This window comes from Mesorhizobium sp. M0771, assembly GCF_040320155.1.
GTDB lineage: Bacteria > Pseudomonadota > Alphaproteobacteria > Rhizobiales > Rhizobiaceae > Mesorhizobium.
In genome coordinates this window covers 182214-195688 of the sequence record NZ_JAMYPC010000005.1, presented here as the reverse complement: position 1 = coordinate 195688, position 13475 = coordinate 182214, and the positions used below count along the sequence as shown (strand labels likewise).

The window sequence follows — 13475 nt, the reverse complement described above, 5'->3', positions numbered from 1 at the left end:
CATCGGTAACTTAATTCAAGGCCCGTACGGGCGAGCAGATTGGAGACATCACATGGCAAAAGGTAAATTCGAGCGTAACAAGCCTCATGTGAACATTGGCACGATTGGCCACGTCGATCATGGCAAGACGTCGCTGACGGCGGCGATCACGAAGTATTTTGGCGAGTACAAGCGCTACGACCAGATCGATGCGGCGCCCGAAGAGAAGGCCCGCGGCATCACGATTTCGACGGCGCACGTCGAATACGAGACGGCAGCGCGCCACTACGCCCATGTCGACTGCCCCGGCCACGCCGACTATGTGAAGAACATGATCACGGGCGCCGCGCAGATGGACGGCGCGATCCTGGTCGTGTCGGCCGCCGACGGCCCGATGCCGCAGACCCGCGAGCACATCCTGCTTGCCCGTCAGGTCGGCGTGCCGTCGATCGTGGTGTTCCTGAACAAGGTCGACCAGGTCGACGATGCCGAGCTGCTCGAACTGGTCGAGCTCGAGGTTCGCGAGCTTCTGTCGAAGAACGAGTTCCCCGGCGACGACATTCCGATCGTCAAGGGTTCGGCGCTGGCTGCTCTGGAAGATTCCAACAAGACCATCGGCGAAGATGCGATCCGCGAGTTGATGGCTGCGGTCGATGCCTATATCCCGACGCCGGTTCGTCCGCTGGACAAGCCGTTCCTGATGCCGATCGAAGACGTGTTCTCGATCTCGGGCCGTGGCACGGTCGTGACCGGCCGCGTCGAGCGCGGCATCGTCAAGGTCGGCGAGGAACTGGAAATCATCGGCATCCGCCCGACGACCAAGACGACCTGCACGGGCGTCGAGATGTTCCGCAAGCTGCTCGATCAGGGCCAGGCCGGCGACAACATCGGCGCGCTGCTGCGCGGCGTTGATCGTGAAGGCGTCGAGCGCGGCCAGGTTCTGGCCAAGCCCGGTACGGTGAAGCCGCACAAGAAGTTCGTGGCCGAAGCCTACATCCTGACCAAGGACGAAGGTGGCCGTCACACGCCGTTCTTCACCAACTACCGTCCGCAGTTCTACTTCCGCACGACCGACGTGACCGGCATCGTGTCGCTGCCGGAAGGCACGGAAATGGTTATGCCCGGCGACAACATCACGGTCGATGTCGAGCTGATCGTGCCGATCGCCATGGAAGAGAAGCTGCGCTTCGCCATCCGTGAAGGCGGCCGCACCGTCGGTGCCGGCATCGTCGTCACCATCAAAGAGTAATTTGGACTTAAACCGATCTGTCGCGGGCGCAGGATTTGCCCGCGCCGCGCCAGAACAAGGAAGTGACGCATGAACGGACAGAATATCCGCATCCGCCTGAAGGCGTTTGATCACCGCGTGCTTGACGCCTCGACGAAAGAAATCGTGTCGACGGCCAAGCGCACCGGAGCAAACGTCCGCGGCCCCATTCCGCTGCCGACGCGGATCGAAAAGTTCACGGTCAACCGGTCGCCTCACGTCGACAAGAAGAGCCGCGAGCAGTTCGAGATGCGCACGCACAAGCGTCTGCTCGACATCGTCGATCCGACCCCGCAGACGGTCGATGCTTTGATGAAGCTCGATCTGGCCGCCGGTGTCGACGTCGAGATCAAGCTCTAAGGGAATGAGAGCGCGGTAAGGGGCGGTGCCCCTGGCCCGGAACTCTAAAGGAATTGAACCGATGCGTTCAGGTGTGATTGCAAAGAAGGTGGGAATGACCCGCATCTATAATGATGCCGGGGAACATGTTCCCGTCACCGTTCTCCAGATGGAGAACTGCCAGGTCGTGGCTCAGCGCACGCAGGAGAAGAACGGCTATACCGCCGTCCAGCTCGGCGTTGGCCTTGCCAAGGTGAAGAACACGTCGAAGGCGATGCGCGGCCATTTCGCGACCGCTTCCGTCGAGCCGAAGGCGAAGGTCGCCGAGTTCCGCGTCTCCGCCGACAACATGATCGATGTCGGCGCCGAGATCACCGTCGAGCACTTCGTCGCCGGCCAGAAGGTCGATGTGACGGGCACGACGATCGGCAAGGGTTTCCAGGGCGTCATCAAGCGCCATCACATGGGTGGTGGCCGCGCGACGCACGGTAACTCGGTTTCGCACCGTACGCACGGTTCGACCGGCCAGCGTCAGGACCCGGGCAAAGTGTTCAAGGGCAAGCATATGGCTGGCCACATGGGCGACACCCGCGTCACCACACAGAATGTCGAGATCGTTTCGACCGACGCCGACCGCGGCCTGATCCTGATCCGCGGTGCGGTTCCCGGATCGAAGGGCGCCTGGATCCTGGTCCGCGATGCGGCCAAGGTGGCACTGCCGGCCAACGCGCCGAAGCCTGCCGCGATCCGCGCCGTTGCCGCCGAGAGTGGCGCCAAGAACGAGGCTCCGGCCGCAGAGGGAGCAGAATAATGGATCTCAAGATCACAACGCTTGGCGGCAAGGACGCCGGCAAGGTGAAACTCTCCGAGGAGATTTTCGGCCTTGATCCGCGCGAGGACATCCTGCAGCGCGTCGTGCGCTGGCAGCTGGCCAAACGGCAGCAGGGCACGCACAAGGCCAAGGGCCGCGCCGAAATCGCGCGCACCGGCGCCAAGATGTACAAGCAGAAGGGTACGGGCCGCGCCCGTCACCATTCGGCACGCGCTCCGCAGTTCCGCGGCGGCGGCAAGGCCCACGGCCCGGTCGTTCGCAGCCACGAGCACGATCTGCCGAAGAAGGTGCGCGCTCTGGGCTTGCGGCATGCTCTCTCGGCCAAGGCCAAGAGCGCGTCGATCATCATCATCGACGAGCTGAAGCTGACCGAGGCCAAGACGAAGGCGCTGATCGCGAATTTCGCGACACTGGGCCTGACCAACGCCTTGGTGATCGGCGGTGCCGAGCTTGACCAGAACTTCAAGCTGGCGGCGACCAACATCCCGAACATCGACGTGCTGCCCATCCAGGGCATCAACGTCTACGACATTCTGCGCCGCGGCACGCTGGTCCTTTCGAAGGCCGCCGTCGAGGCTCTCGAGGAGCGCTTTAAATGACCGACCTCCGTCATTACGACGTGATCGTCTCGCCGGCGATCACGGAAAAGTCGACCATGGCTTCCGAGAACAACCAGGTTGTTTTCAACGTCGCCAAGAAGGCGTCGAAGCCGGAAATCAAGGCCGCTGTCGAAGCGCTGTTTGGCGTCAAGGTTACGGCCGTGAACACGCTTGTCCGCAAGGGCAAGATCAAGCGCTTCCGCGGCACGATCGGCCGCCAGAGCGACGTCAAGAAGGCGATTGTGACACTGGCCGACGGCCAGTCGATCGACGTCGCGACGGGTCTCTGAGCTAGGCCGCGAGGACAACAAACATGGCACTTAAAAAATTCAACCCGGTAACGCCGAGCACCCGCCAGTTGGTCATCGTCGACCGCTCGGGCCTCTACAAGGGCAAGCCCGTCAAGGGACTGACCGAAGGCCTGACCAAGTCGGGCGGCCGCAACAATCACGGCCGCATCACGGCCCGCTTCATCGGCGGCGGTCATAAGCGTTCGTACCGCATCATCGACTTCAAGCGCCGCAAGTTCGACGTCGTCGGCACGGTCGAGCGCATTGAATACGATCCGAACCGCACCGCCTTCATCGCGCTGATCAAGTATGACGATGGCGAGCTGTCCTACATCATCGCTCCGCAGCGCCTTGCCGCCGGCGACAAGATCGTGGCCGGTGAATCGGTCGACGTGAAGCCAGGCAATGCGATGCCGCTGGCCTCGATGCCGGTCGGCACGATCGTCCATAACATCGAGCTGAAGCCGGGCAAGGGCGCCCAGGTTGCCCGCTCGGCAGGTGGCTACGGACAGCTGGTCGGTCGCGACCAGGGCATGGCGATCCTGCGCCTCAACTCGGGCGAGCAGCGGGTCGTTCACGGCTCCTGCATGGCCACCGTCGGCGCCGTGTCGAACCCCGACCACGGCAACATCAACGACGGCAAGGCCGGCCGCACGGTCTGGCGCGGCAAGCGCCCGCACAATCGCGGCGTGACCATGAACCCGGTCGACCATCCGCATGGCGGTGGTGAAGGCCGCACCTCCGGTGGCCGTCATCCGGTCAGCCCGTGGGGAAAGCCGACCAAGGGCAAGAAGACGCGGTCCAACAAGGCGACCGACAAGTTCATCCTGCGCTCGCGCCATCAGCGCAAGAGCTAAGAAGAGGTAACGCCAAGTGACTCGTTCTATTTGGAAAGGCCCCTTCATCGACGGCTACCTTCTCAAGAAGGTGGACAAGGTTCGTGAAGGTGGTCGCAATGAGGTGATCAAGATGTGGAGCCGTCGCTCCACCATCCTGCCGCAGTTCGTCGGCTTCACCTTCGGTGTCTACAACGGCCAGAAGCATGTTCCCGTCTCGGTGAACGAGGACATGGTCGGTCACAAGTTCGGTGAATTCGCTCCGACCCGGACCTATTACGGTCACGGCGCGGATAAGAAGGCGAAGAGGAAATAATCATGGGCAAGGCCAAAGCTCCGCGCAGGCTTGCTGACAACGAAGCGCGCGCCGTTCTGCGCACGATCCGTATCAGCCCGCAGAAGCTGAACCTGGTTGCCGCGCTGATCCGCGGCAAGAAGGTCGCGACAGCGCTTTCCGATCTCGAATTCTCGGCCAAGCGGATTTCCGGCACGGTCAAGAAGACGCTGGAATCGGCGATCGCCAACGCGGAAAACAACCACGACCTCGACGTCGATGCACTGATCGTGGCGGAAGCCTATGTCGGCAAGTCGATCGTCATGAAGCGGTTCCATGCTCGTGGCCGCGGTCGCGCCAGCCGTATAGAAAAGCCGTTCTCGCACCTCACGATCGTCGTTCGTGAAGTCGAAGAAAAAGGGGAGGCCGCATAATGGGTCAGAAAGTCAATCCGATCGGTCTGCGCCTCGGCATCAACCGCACCTGGGATTCGCGCTGGTTCGCGAACACCGGCGAGTACGGCAAGCTGCTGCATGAGGACATCAAGATCCGCAAATATCTTGAAAAGGAACTCAAGCAGGCTGCGATTTCCAAGGTCGTGATCGAGCGCCCGCACAAGAAGTGCCGCGTCACCATCCATGCGGCGCGCCCGGGCCTGATCATCGGCAAGAAGGGCGCCGACATCGAAAAGCTTCGCAAGAAGCTGATGGAGATGACGAAGTCCGAGACGCACTTGAACATCGTTGAAGTGCGCAAGCCGGAAATCGACGCAACCCTGGTCGCCCAGTCGATCGCCCAGCAGCTCGAGCGTCGTATCGCGTTCCGCCGCGCCATGAAGCGCGCCGTTCAGTCGGCGATGCGCCTGGGCGCCGAAGGCATCCGCATCAACTGCGCCGGCCGTCTCGGCGGCGCAGAGATTGCACGCATGGAATGGTACCGCGAAGGCCGCGTGCCGCTGCATACGCTGCGCGCCGATGTCGACTATGGCACGGCCGAAGCGCATACGGCTTACGGCATCTGCGGCGTCAAGGTCTGGGTGTTCAAGGGCGAAATCCTCGAGCACGATCCGATGGCTTCGGAGCGTCGCGCGACCGAGGGTGATGCTGCGCATGGCGGTGGTGGTGATCGCGAACGCGGTCGTCGTCGCGAAAACGCCTGATTATTTAGGAATTTGGAGTTAGAACGATGCTGCAGCCAAAGCGCACAAAGTTCCGCAAGCAGTTCAAGGGCCGTATCCATGGTACCGCAAAGGGCGGCACCAACCTGGATTTCGGTGGTTTCGGGCTGAAGGCGCTTGAGCCGAACCGCGTCACCGCGCGTGAGATCGAGGCGGCCCGCCGCGCGATCACTCGTGAGATGAAGCGTGCCGGCCGCGTGTGGATCCGTATTTTCCCTGATGTGCCGGTGACGTCGAAGCCGACTGAAGTGCGCATGGGCAAGGGCAAGGGCGCTGTCGATTACTGGGCGGCGCGCGTCAAGCCGGGCCGCATCATGTTCGAGATCGACGGCGTCAACGAAGAAACCGCCCGTGAGGCGCTGCGTCTCGGCGCGGCCAAGCTCTCGGTCAGGACGCGCTTCGTACAGCGCATCGCAGAATAAGGACGGGCTGATCATGAAAGCCGAAGACATCCGGACCAAGACCCAGGACCAGCTGACCGACGATCTGGCCAGCCTGAAGAAGGAGCAGTTCAACCTGCGCTTCCAGAAGGCCACCGGCCAGCTCGAGAAGACCGCGCGCGTGCGGCAGGTTCGCAAGGACATTGCGCGTATCAAGACCATCGCTGCGGAAAAGTCCGCGGCCAAGAAGGCTTAAGGACGAAAATCATGCCAAAGCGCATTCTGCAGGGCACTGTCGTCAGCGACAAGAACGAGAAGACGGTAGTCGTCAAGGTCGAACGGCGCTTCACGCATCCCGTGATGAAGAAGACCGTGCGCATGACCAAGAAGTACAAGGCGCACGACGAGAACAACGCCCACAAGGTCGGCGATCAGGTGTTCATCCAGGAATCGAAGCCGATTTCCAAGGACAAGCGCTGGATCGTCGTGTCTTCGGACCAGGCGTAACAAACCGAATTTTGGACAGACCGGGGAGGGGCTTTGAGCCCGTCCCGTTAGAAGAGAAGAAGGCGGCCAGTCATGATTCAGATGCAAACAAACCTCGACGTCGCGGATAATTCCGGCGCCCGTCGTGTCATGTGCATCAAGGTGCTGGGCGGCTCGAAGCGGAAATACGCTTCCGTAGGCGACATCATCGTGGTGTCGATCAAGGAAGCCATTCCGCGCGGCCGCGTTAAGAAGGGCGATGTGATGAAGGCGGTCGTGGTTCGCACGGCCAAGGACATCCGCCGCCCGGACGGCAGCGTGATCCGTTTCGACAAGAACGCGGCCGTTCTCGTCGACAACAAGAAAGAGCCGATCGGCACGCGTATCTTCGGACCGGTTCCGCGCGAACTCCGCGCCAAGAACCACATGAAGATCATCTCGCTCGCGCCTGAAGTGCTGTAAGGAGCCGGACCAATGCAAAAGATTAGAAAAGGCGACAAGGTCGTCGTGCTGGCCGGCAAGGACAAGGGCCGTTCGGGCGAAGTCCTCTCGGTTCAGCCGAAGGAAGACACCGCGCTGGTGCGCGGCGTCAACATGATCCGTCGTCACCAGAAGCAGTCCCAGTCCCAAGAGGGCGGGATCATCACCAAGGAAGCGCCGATCCAGCTGTCGAACATCGCGCTCGCCGACCCCAAGGATGGCAGGCCGACCCGCGTCGGCTTCATCTTCCAGAAGGACGGCAAGAAGGTGCGCGTCGCCAAGCGCTCGGGAGAAGTCATCAATGGCTAAGGCTCAAACCACGAAGCCCAAGGCTGAAAGCAAACAGTCCAAGGCCCAGAACACGCCGCGCCTCAAGCAGGTCTACAACGAGACCATCCGCAAGGCGCTGCAGGAGCAGTTCGGCTACGAGAACGAGATGCAGGTTCCGCGCATCGACAAGATCGTGCTGAACATGGGCGTCGGCGAAGCGACCGCGGATTCGAAGAAGCCTTCGATCGCGGCCGAAGACCTGGCGATGATCGCCGGCCAGAAGGCCGTCGTCACCCGCGCCCGTAATTCGATCGCCGGCTTCAAGGTCCGCGAGAAGATGCCGATTGGCGCCAAGGTCACGCTGCGCAAGGAACGCATGTACGAGTTCCTCGACCGTCTCGTGAACATCGCACTGCCGCGCGTCCGCGACTTTCGCGGACTGAATCCGAAGAGCTTCGATGGCCGTGGCAACTACGCCATGGGCATCAAGGAACACATCGTGTTCCCGGAGATCAACTACGACAAGGTTGATCAGATCTGGGGCATGGACGTCATCGTTTGTACGACTGCGAAGACGGACGACGAAGCCAGGGCATTGCTCAAGGCCTTCAACTTCCCCTTCCGCCAGTAACGGCAGCGAGAAAAGGAAAAATCTGAAATGGCAAAGACCAGCTCAGTCGAGAAGAACAACAGGCGCCGCAAGCTTGCCGACCAGTACGGTCCCAAGCGCGCAGCGCTCAAGGCGATCATCATGGACCAGTCCAAGCCGATGGAAGAGCGTTTCCGCGCTCAGCTGAAGCTTGCTGCCCTGCCGCGCAACTCGGCCAAGATCCGCATCCGCAACCGCTGCGAAGTTACCGGCCGTCCGCGCGCCTATTATCGCAAGCTCAAAGTATCGCGCATCGCGCTTCGTGATCTCGGCAATAACGGCCAGATCCCGGGCCTGGTCAAGTCGAGCTGGTAAGGAGGACATAACATGTCATTGAGCGATCCTCTCGGCGATATGCTGACCCGCATCCGCAACGCGTATGGCCGTAAGAAGTCGAGCGTTTCGACGCCGGCGTCGCGCCTGCGTACCCGCGTCCTCGACGTGCTGAAGGCTGAAGGCTATATCCGCGACTACAGCCAGACCGACTTCGACAACGGCAAGTCCGAAATCGAAATCGAGCTGAAGTATTTCGACGGTGCTCCGGTCGTGCGCGAAATCGCCCGCGTCTCGAAGCCTGGCCGCCGCGTTTACGTTTCGGCCAAGTCGATCCCGCACGTCGCCAACGGCCTCGGCATCGCCATCCTTTCGACGCCGAAGGGCGTGATGGCCGATCACGAAGCACGCGAACAGAATGTCGGCGGCGAAATCCTCTGCCAGATTTTCTAATTCGGCAGACCTGAAACAAGAGAAGTGACGAGGACAACCAAATGTCTCGTATTGGAAAGAAACCCGTTTCGCTGCCGCAGGGCGTGACCGCGACCGTCAACGGCCAGACCGTGACGGCGAAGGGCCCCAAGGGCGAGCTGAAGTTCGTGGTGAACGACGAAGTGCTGGTCAAGATGGAAGGCAGCGAAATCGCTGTCCAGCCGCGCGACCAGACCAAGACCGCCCGCTCCAAGTGGGGCATGTCGCGCACGCAGATCGTCAACATCCTGCAGGGCGTCAAGGACGGTTTCGAGAAGAAGCTCGAGATCACCGGCGTCGGCTATCGCGCGGCACTCCAGGGCAAGAACCTGCAGCTGGCGCTTGGCTTCAGCCACGACGTCGTTTACGAGACGCCGGCCGGCATCACGATCACCGTGCCGAAGCCGACGGAAATCACCGTGACCGGCATCGACAAGCAGCAGGTCGGCCAGGTTGCAGCCGAGATCCGCGAGTATCGCGGTCCCGAGCCCTACAAGGGCAAGGGTGTCCGCTATGCCGGCGAGAAGATCGTCCGCAAGGAAGGCAAGAAGAAGTAGTAGGCCTGGCCCCGAAAAGTTGCAGACTTTTCGGAAAAGGCCAAGCCAAAGAAGTGCAACGCCGCGGGGAGCGGTCGCGGGAGGCGCTTTCGCCTACCGCACATGGCGGCCCCCGTTTTTTGAAGGCAAGGAAGACTATCATGGCTACCAAGGAATCCATCCAGCGCCGCGCGCAGCGCGTCCGCCGCCAGATCAAGAAGGTCGCCGGCGAACGTCCGCGTCTCTCGGTTCACCGCACGTCGAAGAACATCTACGTGCAGGTCATCGACGATGCCAAGGGCCATACCATCGCGGCTGCATCGACACTCGAGAAGGACCTCAAGGGTTCGCTCAAGACCGGCGCCGACACCGAGGCAGCAGCCGCTGTTGGCAAGCTGATCGCCGAGCGTGCTTCGAAGGCCGGCGTCAAGGAAGTCGTCTTCGACCGCGGCGCCTATATCTATCACGGCCGCGTCAAGGCGCTGGCCGAGGCTGCCCGTGAAGGCGGTCTGAGCTTCTAATTGCCTGATCCCGAACCGAAGGTCAGCGCAGCAAAAAGTTGCAGACTTTTCGGACAAGATCATGCAAGGAAAAATAATTCGCCCCCGGTGACCCAAAGAGGCGCACCGGATCTTATCAGCAACCGTGCTTCCGGAAAAAAACAAGGAACAGGATATGGCACAGGAACGTAGGGATGGCGGCCGCGGCCGCGATCGTGAAGAACGCGATGACGGCATGGTGGACAAGCTCGTCCACATCAACCGTGTCGCCAAGGTCGTCAAGGGCGGCCGTCGCTTCGGTTTTGCAGCACTCGTCGTCGTCGGCGACCAGAAGGGCCGCGTCGGCTTCGGTCACGGCAAGGCGCGCGAAGTGCCGGAAGCGATCCGCAAGGCAACCGAGTCGGCCAAGCGCGACATGATTTTCGTGCCGCTGCGCTCGGGCCGCACGCTGCACCACGACGTCGAAGGACGCTGGGGCGCCGGACGCGTGCTGCTGCGCGCTGCCAAGCAGGGTACCGGCATCATCGCCGGCGGCCCGATGCGCGCTGTCTTCGAGACGCTCGGCATGCATGACGTGGTCGCCAAGTCGATGGGTTCGTCGAACCCCTACAACATGGTTCGTGCCACATTCGACGCGCTGAAGAGCCAGATGCATCCCAAGGATGTGGCTGCTGCACGCGGCATCAAGTATTCGACCCTTCAGGCCCGCCGCGGCACCGCCGTTGCGGCTGAAGAATAGTCGATCTGACCAGGGATTTTGACCATGGCCAAGAAAGCAACCAAGACCATCACCGTTGAGCAGATCGGTTCGCCGATCCGCCGCCCGAAGGAACAGCGCGCGACGCTGGTCGGCCTCGGCCTCAACAAGATGCACAAGCAGCGCACTCTGGAGGACACTCCCTCGGTGCGCGGCATGATCGCTGCCGTCCAGCATCTCGTCCGCGTCGTGGACGAGGGCTGAGCAAAAGCGCAGGAGAACCCAGATGAAACTCAACGATCTGCGTGACAAGGACGGCGCGACGCACTCCAAGAAGCGTCTCGGCCGTGGCATCGGCTCCGGCTCGGGCAAGACCGGCGGTCGCGGCGTCAAGGGCCAGAAGGCGCGCTCCGGCGTTGCCATCAACGGCTTCGAGGGCGGCCAGATGCCGCTCTATCGGCGCCTGCCGAAGCGTGGCTTCAATAACATCTTCGCCAAGAGCTTTGTCGTCGTGTCGCTGGCTCGTATCCAGACGGCGCTCGATGCCAAGAAGCTCGACGCCAAGGCGACCGTGACGGCCGAGGCGCTCGTTGCCGCCGGCGTCATCCGCCGCGTCAAGGACGGCGTGCGCATCCTCTCGGACGGCGAGCTCAAGGCAAAGCTTGCCTTCGACGTCGCGGGCGCCTCCAAGGCCGCGATCGAGAAGATCGAAAAGGCCGGCGGTTCGGTCAAGCTGCCGGAAGCGGCAGCGGAGTAACGGCAATTTGAAGCGCGGTCGGCAGGAACGGTATCCGTTTTTGTTCACGATTGCGCTTTGATCCAATCAATTAGGCGGCCGCGTCAACGCGGCCGCTTGCATGTTTAGAGCCCGGAGCTTATCTCGTGAGCTTCGGTGCCACGCGCCGCCTGAGCTGCGGGCATCGAGCGTGACATACAAATCAAAGAAGTAGCGCATGACGTTGTCCGAAAACCGCTTCACACTTTTCGGCATCATGCTCTAGCGGAGAATCAGGCATGGCTTCGGCTGCTGAACAACTAGCCTCGAATCTGAATTTTGCGGCTTTCGCCAAGGCGGAGGACCTGAAGAAGCGAATCTGGTTCACCGTCGGCGCGCTGCTCGTCTATCGCCTCGGCACCTATATCCCGCTGCCCGGCATCAATCCGGATGCATTCGCGCAGGCCTTCTCTTCGCAGGCCAAGGGCGTGCTCGGCATGTTCAACATGTTCGCCGGCGGCGCCGTGCAGCGCATGGCGATCTTCGCGCTCGGCATCATGCCTTACATCTCAGCCTCCATCATCATGCAGCTGATGACCTCGGTCATTCCGTCGCTGGAGGCGCTGAAAAAGGAAGGCGAGCAGGGCCGCAAGGTCATCAACCAGTACACGCGCTACGGCACGGTACTCCTGGCGCTGGTGCAGGCCTACGGCATTTCGGTGGGCCTGGAAGGCGGCAACGGCATCGTCAACGATCCCGGCATGTTCTTCCGCATCTCGACCGTCGTCACGCTGGTTGGCGGAACCATGTTCCTGATGTGGCTGGGCGAGCAGATCACCGCCCGCGGCATCGGCAACGGCATTTCGCTGATCATCTTTTCCGGCATCGTCGCCGGCCTGCCGCGCGCCATCTCCGGCACGCTGGAGCTCGGCCGCACCGGCGCCCTATCGACCGGGCTGATACTCGCGATCATCGTGCTGGCTATCATCGTCATCGCGCTGATCGTGTTCTTCGAGCGCGCGCAGCGCCGCCTGCTGATCCAGTATCCGAAGCGCCAGGTCGGCAACCGCATGTTCCAGGGCGATACCTCGCATCTGCCGCTGAAGCTCAACACGTCGGGCGTCATTCCGCCGATCTTCGCGTCGTCGCTGCTTTTGCTGCCGGCAACGGTCGCCGGCTTCTCGCAGACGACAAACCTGCCGGCCTGGGCAAGCACCGTGCTCGCCTCGCTCGGCCACGGCCAGCCGCTCTACATGCTGTTCTATGCGGCAATGATCGTGTTCTTCGCCTTCTTCTACACGGCCATCGTGTTCAATCCGAAGGACACCGCCGACCAGCTCAAGAAGCATTCCGGCTTCATTCCGGGCTACCGTCCGGGTGAGCGCACCGCCGATTACATCGACTATGTCCTGACGCGCATCACCGTCGTCGGCGCCATCTATCTGGTGCTGGTGTGCCTGCTGCCCGAGTTCCTGATTTCGGCGACTGGCGTACCATTCTACCTCGGTGGCACATCGCTTCTGATCGTGGTCAGTGTAACCCTCGATACGGTGGCGCAGATCCAGGGTCACCTGATCGCGCACCAGTATGAGGGCCTGATCAAGAAGTCGAAGCTGCGCGGGGGGAAGAAGGCCAGATGAGATTGATATTGCTTGGGCCGCCAGGAGCGGGCAAGGGGACGCAAGCACAAAGACTGGTAGAAAAATACGGCATACCGCAGCTGTCGACGGGCGACATGCTGCGGGCCGCCGTACAGGCCGGCACTGAAGTCGGCAAGCGCGCCAAGGCGGTGATGGATGCCGGCGAGCTGGTTTCCGACGCCATTGTCAACGCGATCGTGGCCGAGCGCATCGACCAGCCCGATTGCACCAACGGGTTCATCCTCGACGGATATCCGCGCACGCTGGTGCAGGCTGATGCGGTTGAATCGATGCTCGCCGAGCGCGGCATTGGCCTCGATGCCGTGATCGAGTTCGTCGTCGACGACAAAGCGTTGGTCGGCCGCATCGTCAAGCGCGCCGACGACGCCAAGGCCGCCGGACAGCCGGTGCGCAAGGACGACAATCCGGTGGTGTTCGAAGAGCGCCTGCGGGAATATTACAAGAAGACGGCGCCGCTGATCGGCTATTATTACGCCAAACGCTCGCTTAGGAGTGTCGACGGCATGGCTCCTGTCGACACCGTGACGGCGGAGATTGAAGCGCTGCTCGCGGCGGTGACGCGGGAGACCGTTACGGTAAAGTAAAGATTGCGCTTGACTGGAACGGTTCGCTGGGTTATGGCGGCCCGTCTTCCTATCAGGCATGAGGCTTGCTTGTCCGCAAGGGCAAGGCAGCCGCATTGAAACTAGGGAACTCCCGCAAGGGCCGGCCTCCACCGGACGCGGGGTAATTTGAACAGCGCCGCGCATGCCTTGTTTTGAAGG

Annotated in this window: 24 protein-coding genes; all 24 read left to right on the top strand. The window is 61.8% G+C overall.

Annotation, left to right across the window (positions count from 1 at the left end):
• Positions 1 to 52: 52 nt before the first annotated feature.
• A complete protein-coding gene (tuf, locus tag NKI05_RS10180) occupies positions 53 to 1228 on the top strand; it encodes an elongation factor Tu (RefSeq protein WP_023723394.1) in 1176 nt (391 codons plus the stop codon).
• Between the two features lie 69 nt (positions 1229 to 1297).
• Positions 1298 to 1606, top strand: coding sequence for a 30S ribosomal protein S10 (gene rpsJ, locus NKI05_RS10175; protein ID WP_010909272.1), 309 nt, complete (start codon positions 1298 to 1300; stop codon positions 1604 to 1606).
• A gap of 61 nt (positions 1607 to 1667) precedes the next feature.
• Positions 1668 to 2396, top strand: a complete 729-nt coding sequence (rplC, locus tag NKI05_RS10170; RefSeq protein ID WP_023682606.1) for a 50S ribosomal protein L3 — start codon at positions 1668 to 1670, stop codon at positions 2394 to 2396.
• Positions 2396 to 3016 (top strand): 50S ribosomal protein L4, encoded by a 621-nt coding sequence (rplD, locus tag NKI05_RS10165; RefSeq protein WP_023672750.1) that lies wholly within the window; start codon positions 2396 to 2398, stop codon positions 3014 to 3016. The genes rplC and rplD overlap by 1 nt, the downstream gene beginning before the upstream one ends.
• On the top strand, positions 3013 to 3306 hold the full coding sequence (locus tag NKI05_RS10160) for a 50S ribosomal protein L23 (RefSeq protein ID WP_023672751.1): 294 nt from the start codon (positions 3013 to 3015) through the stop codon (positions 3304 to 3306). The genes rplD and NKI05_RS10160 overlap by 4 nt, the downstream gene beginning before the upstream one ends.
• 23 nt (positions 3307 to 3329) lie before the next feature.
• The gene (gene rplB / locus NKI05_RS10155) at positions 3330 to 4163 is read left to right on the top strand and encodes a 50S ribosomal protein L2 (RefSeq protein WP_023706515.1); all 834 of its coding nucleotides are present in this window, start codon (positions 3330 to 3332) and stop codon (positions 4161 to 4163) included.
• 16 nt (positions 4164 to 4179) lie between these two features.
• Positions 4180 to 4458 carry a 30S ribosomal protein S19 gene (gene rpsS / locus NKI05_RS10150; protein WP_006205463.1) on the top strand — a complete coding sequence of 93 codons (279 nt, stop codon included), beginning with the start codon at positions 4180 to 4182 and terminating at the stop codon, positions 4456 to 4458.
• A 2-nt stretch (positions 4459 to 4460) separates the two neighbouring features.
• Positions 4461 to 4850, top strand: a complete 390-nt coding sequence (gene rplV, locus NKI05_RS10145) for a 50S ribosomal protein L22 (protein ID WP_006205462.1) — start codon at positions 4461 to 4463, stop codon at positions 4848 to 4850.
• Positions 4850 to 5575 carry a 30S ribosomal protein S3 gene (rpsC, locus tag NKI05_RS10140; protein ID WP_023672753.1) on the top strand — a complete coding sequence of 242 codons (726 nt, stop codon included), beginning with the start codon at positions 4850 to 4852 and terminating at the stop codon, positions 5573 to 5575. The genes rplV and rpsC overlap by 1 nt, the downstream gene beginning before the upstream one ends.
• Positions 5576 to 5601: 26 nt before the next feature.
• Positions 5602 to 6015, top strand: a complete 414-nt coding sequence (gene rplP, locus NKI05_RS10135; protein WP_006205460.1) for a 50S ribosomal protein L16 — start codon at positions 5602 to 5604, stop codon at positions 6013 to 6015.
• Between the two features lie 13 nt (positions 6016 to 6028).
• On the top strand, positions 6029 to 6229 hold the full coding sequence (rpmC, locus tag NKI05_RS10130; protein WP_006205459.1) for a 50S ribosomal protein L29: 201 nt from the start codon (positions 6029 to 6031) through the stop codon (positions 6227 to 6229).
• Positions 6230 to 6240: 11 nt separating this feature from the next.
• The gene (rpsQ, locus tag NKI05_RS10125) at positions 6241 to 6480 is read left to right on the top strand and encodes a 30S ribosomal protein S17 (protein ID WP_010909280.1); all 240 of its coding nucleotides are present in this window, start codon (positions 6241 to 6243) and stop codon (positions 6478 to 6480) included.
• A gap of 72 nt (positions 6481 to 6552) precedes the next feature.
• Entirely contained in the window at positions 6553 to 6921 is a 369-nt protein-coding gene (gene rplN / locus NKI05_RS10120) for a 50S ribosomal protein L14 (RefSeq protein ID WP_006205457.1), read from the top strand.
• Positions 6922 to 6933: 12 nt separating this feature from the next.
• Positions 6934 to 7248, top strand: coding sequence for a 50S ribosomal protein L24 (gene rplX / locus NKI05_RS10115; protein ID WP_023691245.1), 315 nt, complete (start codon positions 6934 to 6936; stop codon positions 7246 to 7248).
• Positions 7241 to 7840, top strand: coding sequence for a 50S ribosomal protein L5 (gene rplE, locus NKI05_RS10110; RefSeq protein ID WP_023672755.1), 600 nt, complete (start codon positions 7241 to 7243; stop codon positions 7838 to 7840). Before rplX ends, rplE begins: the two co-directional genes overlap by 8 nt.
• A 27-nt stretch (positions 7841 to 7867) precedes the next feature.
• Positions 7868 to 8173, top strand: a complete 306-nt coding sequence (rpsN, locus tag NKI05_RS10105) for a 30S ribosomal protein S14 (RefSeq protein WP_010909282.1) — start codon at positions 7868 to 7870, stop codon at positions 8171 to 8173.
• A gap of 12 nt (positions 8174 to 8185) precedes the next feature.
• Positions 8186 to 8584, top strand: a complete 399-nt coding sequence (gene rpsH / locus NKI05_RS10100; RefSeq protein ID WP_006205453.1) for a 30S ribosomal protein S8 — start codon at positions 8186 to 8188, stop codon at positions 8582 to 8584.
• Between the two features lie 41 nt (positions 8585 to 8625).
• Positions 8626 to 9159 (top strand): 50S ribosomal protein L6, encoded by a 534-nt coding sequence (rplF, locus tag NKI05_RS10095; RefSeq protein WP_023682603.1) that lies wholly within the window; start codon positions 8626 to 8628, stop codon positions 9157 to 9159.
• 140 nt (positions 9160 to 9299) lie between these two features.
• Positions 9300 to 9659: a 50S ribosomal protein L18 gene (rplR, locus tag NKI05_RS10090; RefSeq protein WP_023682602.1), complete on the top strand. Its 360-nt coding sequence runs from the start codon at positions 9300 to 9302 to the stop codon at positions 9657 to 9659.
• Between the two features lie 154 nt (positions 9660 to 9813).
• Positions 9814 to 10377 (top strand): 30S ribosomal protein S5, encoded by a 564-nt coding sequence (gene rpsE, locus NKI05_RS10085; RefSeq protein ID WP_006333394.1) that lies wholly within the window; start codon positions 9814 to 9816, stop codon positions 10375 to 10377.
• A gap of 24 nt (positions 10378 to 10401) precedes the next feature.
• On the top strand, positions 10402 to 10599 hold the full coding sequence (gene rpmD / locus NKI05_RS10080) for a 50S ribosomal protein L30 (RefSeq protein WP_006205449.1): 198 nt from the start codon (positions 10402 to 10404) through the stop codon (positions 10597 to 10599).
• 22 nt (positions 10600 to 10621) lie between these two features.
• On the top strand, positions 10622 to 11092 hold the full coding sequence (gene rplO / locus NKI05_RS10075) for a 50S ribosomal protein L15 (RefSeq protein WP_023672760.1): 471 nt from the start codon (positions 10622 to 10624) through the stop codon (positions 11090 to 11092).
• A gap of 257 nt (positions 11093 to 11349) precedes the next feature.
• Positions 11350 to 12690 carry a preprotein translocase subunit SecY gene (secY, locus tag NKI05_RS10070; protein WP_023672761.1) on the top strand — a complete coding sequence of 447 codons (1341 nt, stop codon included), beginning with the start codon at positions 11350 to 11352 and terminating at the stop codon, positions 12688 to 12690.
• Positions 12687 to 13295: an adenylate kinase gene (locus NKI05_RS10065; RefSeq protein ID WP_023701778.1), complete on the top strand. Its 609-nt coding sequence runs from the start codon at positions 12687 to 12689 to the stop codon at positions 13293 to 13295. Before secY ends, NKI05_RS10065 begins: the two co-directional genes overlap by 4 nt.
• Positions 13296 to 13475 lie beyond the last annotated feature (180 nt).

Coding starts and splice junctions, on each gene's coding strand:
- tuf (WP_023723394.1), top strand. CDS start 53: ATGGCAAAAGGTAAATTCGAGCGTAACAAGCCTCATGTGAACATTGGC.
- rpsJ (WP_010909272.1), top strand. CDS start 1,298: ATGAACGGACAGAATATCCGCATCCGCCTGAAGGCGTTTGATCACCGC.
- rplC (WP_023682606.1), top strand. CDS start 1,668: ATGCGTTCAGGTGTGATTGCAAAGAAGGTGGGAATGACCCGCATCTAT.
- rplD (WP_023672750.1), top strand. CDS start 2,396: ATGGATCTCAAGATCACAACGCTTGGCGGCAAGGACGCCGGCAAGGTG.
- NKI05_RS10160 (WP_023672751.1), top strand. CDS start 3,013: ATGACCGACCTCCGTCATTACGACGTGATCGTCTCGCCGGCGATCACG.
- rplB (WP_023706515.1), top strand. CDS start 3,330: ATGGCACTTAAAAAATTCAACCCGGTAACGCCGAGCACCCGCCAGTTG.
- rplV (WP_006205462.1), top strand. CDS start 4,461: ATGGGCAAGGCCAAAGCTCCGCGCAGGCTTGCTGACAACGAAGCGCGC.
- rpsC (WP_023672753.1), top strand. CDS start 4,850: ATGGGTCAGAAAGTCAATCCGATCGGTCTGCGCCTCGGCATCAACCGC.
- rplP (WP_006205460.1), top strand. CDS start 5,602: ATGCTGCAGCCAAAGCGCACAAAGTTCCGCAAGCAGTTCAAGGGCCGT.
- rpmC (WP_006205459.1), top strand. CDS start 6,029: ATGAAAGCCGAAGACATCCGGACCAAGACCCAGGACCAGCTGACCGAC.
- rpsQ (WP_010909280.1), top strand. CDS start 6,241: ATGCCAAAGCGCATTCTGCAGGGCACTGTCGTCAGCGACAAGAACGAG.
- rplN (WP_006205457.1), top strand. CDS start 6,553: ATGATTCAGATGCAAACAAACCTCGACGTCGCGGATAATTCCGGCGCC.
- rplX (WP_023691245.1), top strand. CDS start 6,934: ATGCAAAAGATTAGAAAAGGCGACAAGGTCGTCGTGCTGGCCGGCAAG.
- rplE (WP_023672755.1), top strand. CDS start 7,241: ATGGCTAAGGCTCAAACCACGAAGCCCAAGGCTGAAAGCAAACAGTCC.
- rpsN (WP_010909282.1), top strand. CDS start 7,868: ATGGCAAAGACCAGCTCAGTCGAGAAGAACAACAGGCGCCGCAAGCTT.
- rpsH (WP_006205453.1), top strand. CDS start 8,186: ATGTCATTGAGCGATCCTCTCGGCGATATGCTGACCCGCATCCGCAAC.
- rplF (WP_023682603.1), top strand. CDS start 8,626: ATGTCTCGTATTGGAAAGAAACCCGTTTCGCTGCCGCAGGGCGTGACC.
- rplR (WP_023682602.1), top strand. CDS start 9,300: ATGGCTACCAAGGAATCCATCCAGCGCCGCGCGCAGCGCGTCCGCCGC.
- rpsE (WP_006333394.1), top strand. CDS start 9,814: ATGGCACAGGAACGTAGGGATGGCGGCCGCGGCCGCGATCGTGAAGAA.
- rpmD (WP_006205449.1), top strand. CDS start 10,402: ATGGCCAAGAAAGCAACCAAGACCATCACCGTTGAGCAGATCGGTTCG.
- rplO (WP_023672760.1), top strand. CDS start 10,622: ATGAAACTCAACGATCTGCGTGACAAGGACGGCGCGACGCACTCCAAG.
- secY (WP_023672761.1), top strand. CDS start 11,350: ATGGCTTCGGCTGCTGAACAACTAGCCTCGAATCTGAATTTTGCGGCT.
- NKI05_RS10065 (WP_023701778.1), top strand. CDS start 12,687: ATGAGATTGATATTGCTTGGGCCGCCAGGAGCGGGCAAGGGGACGCAA.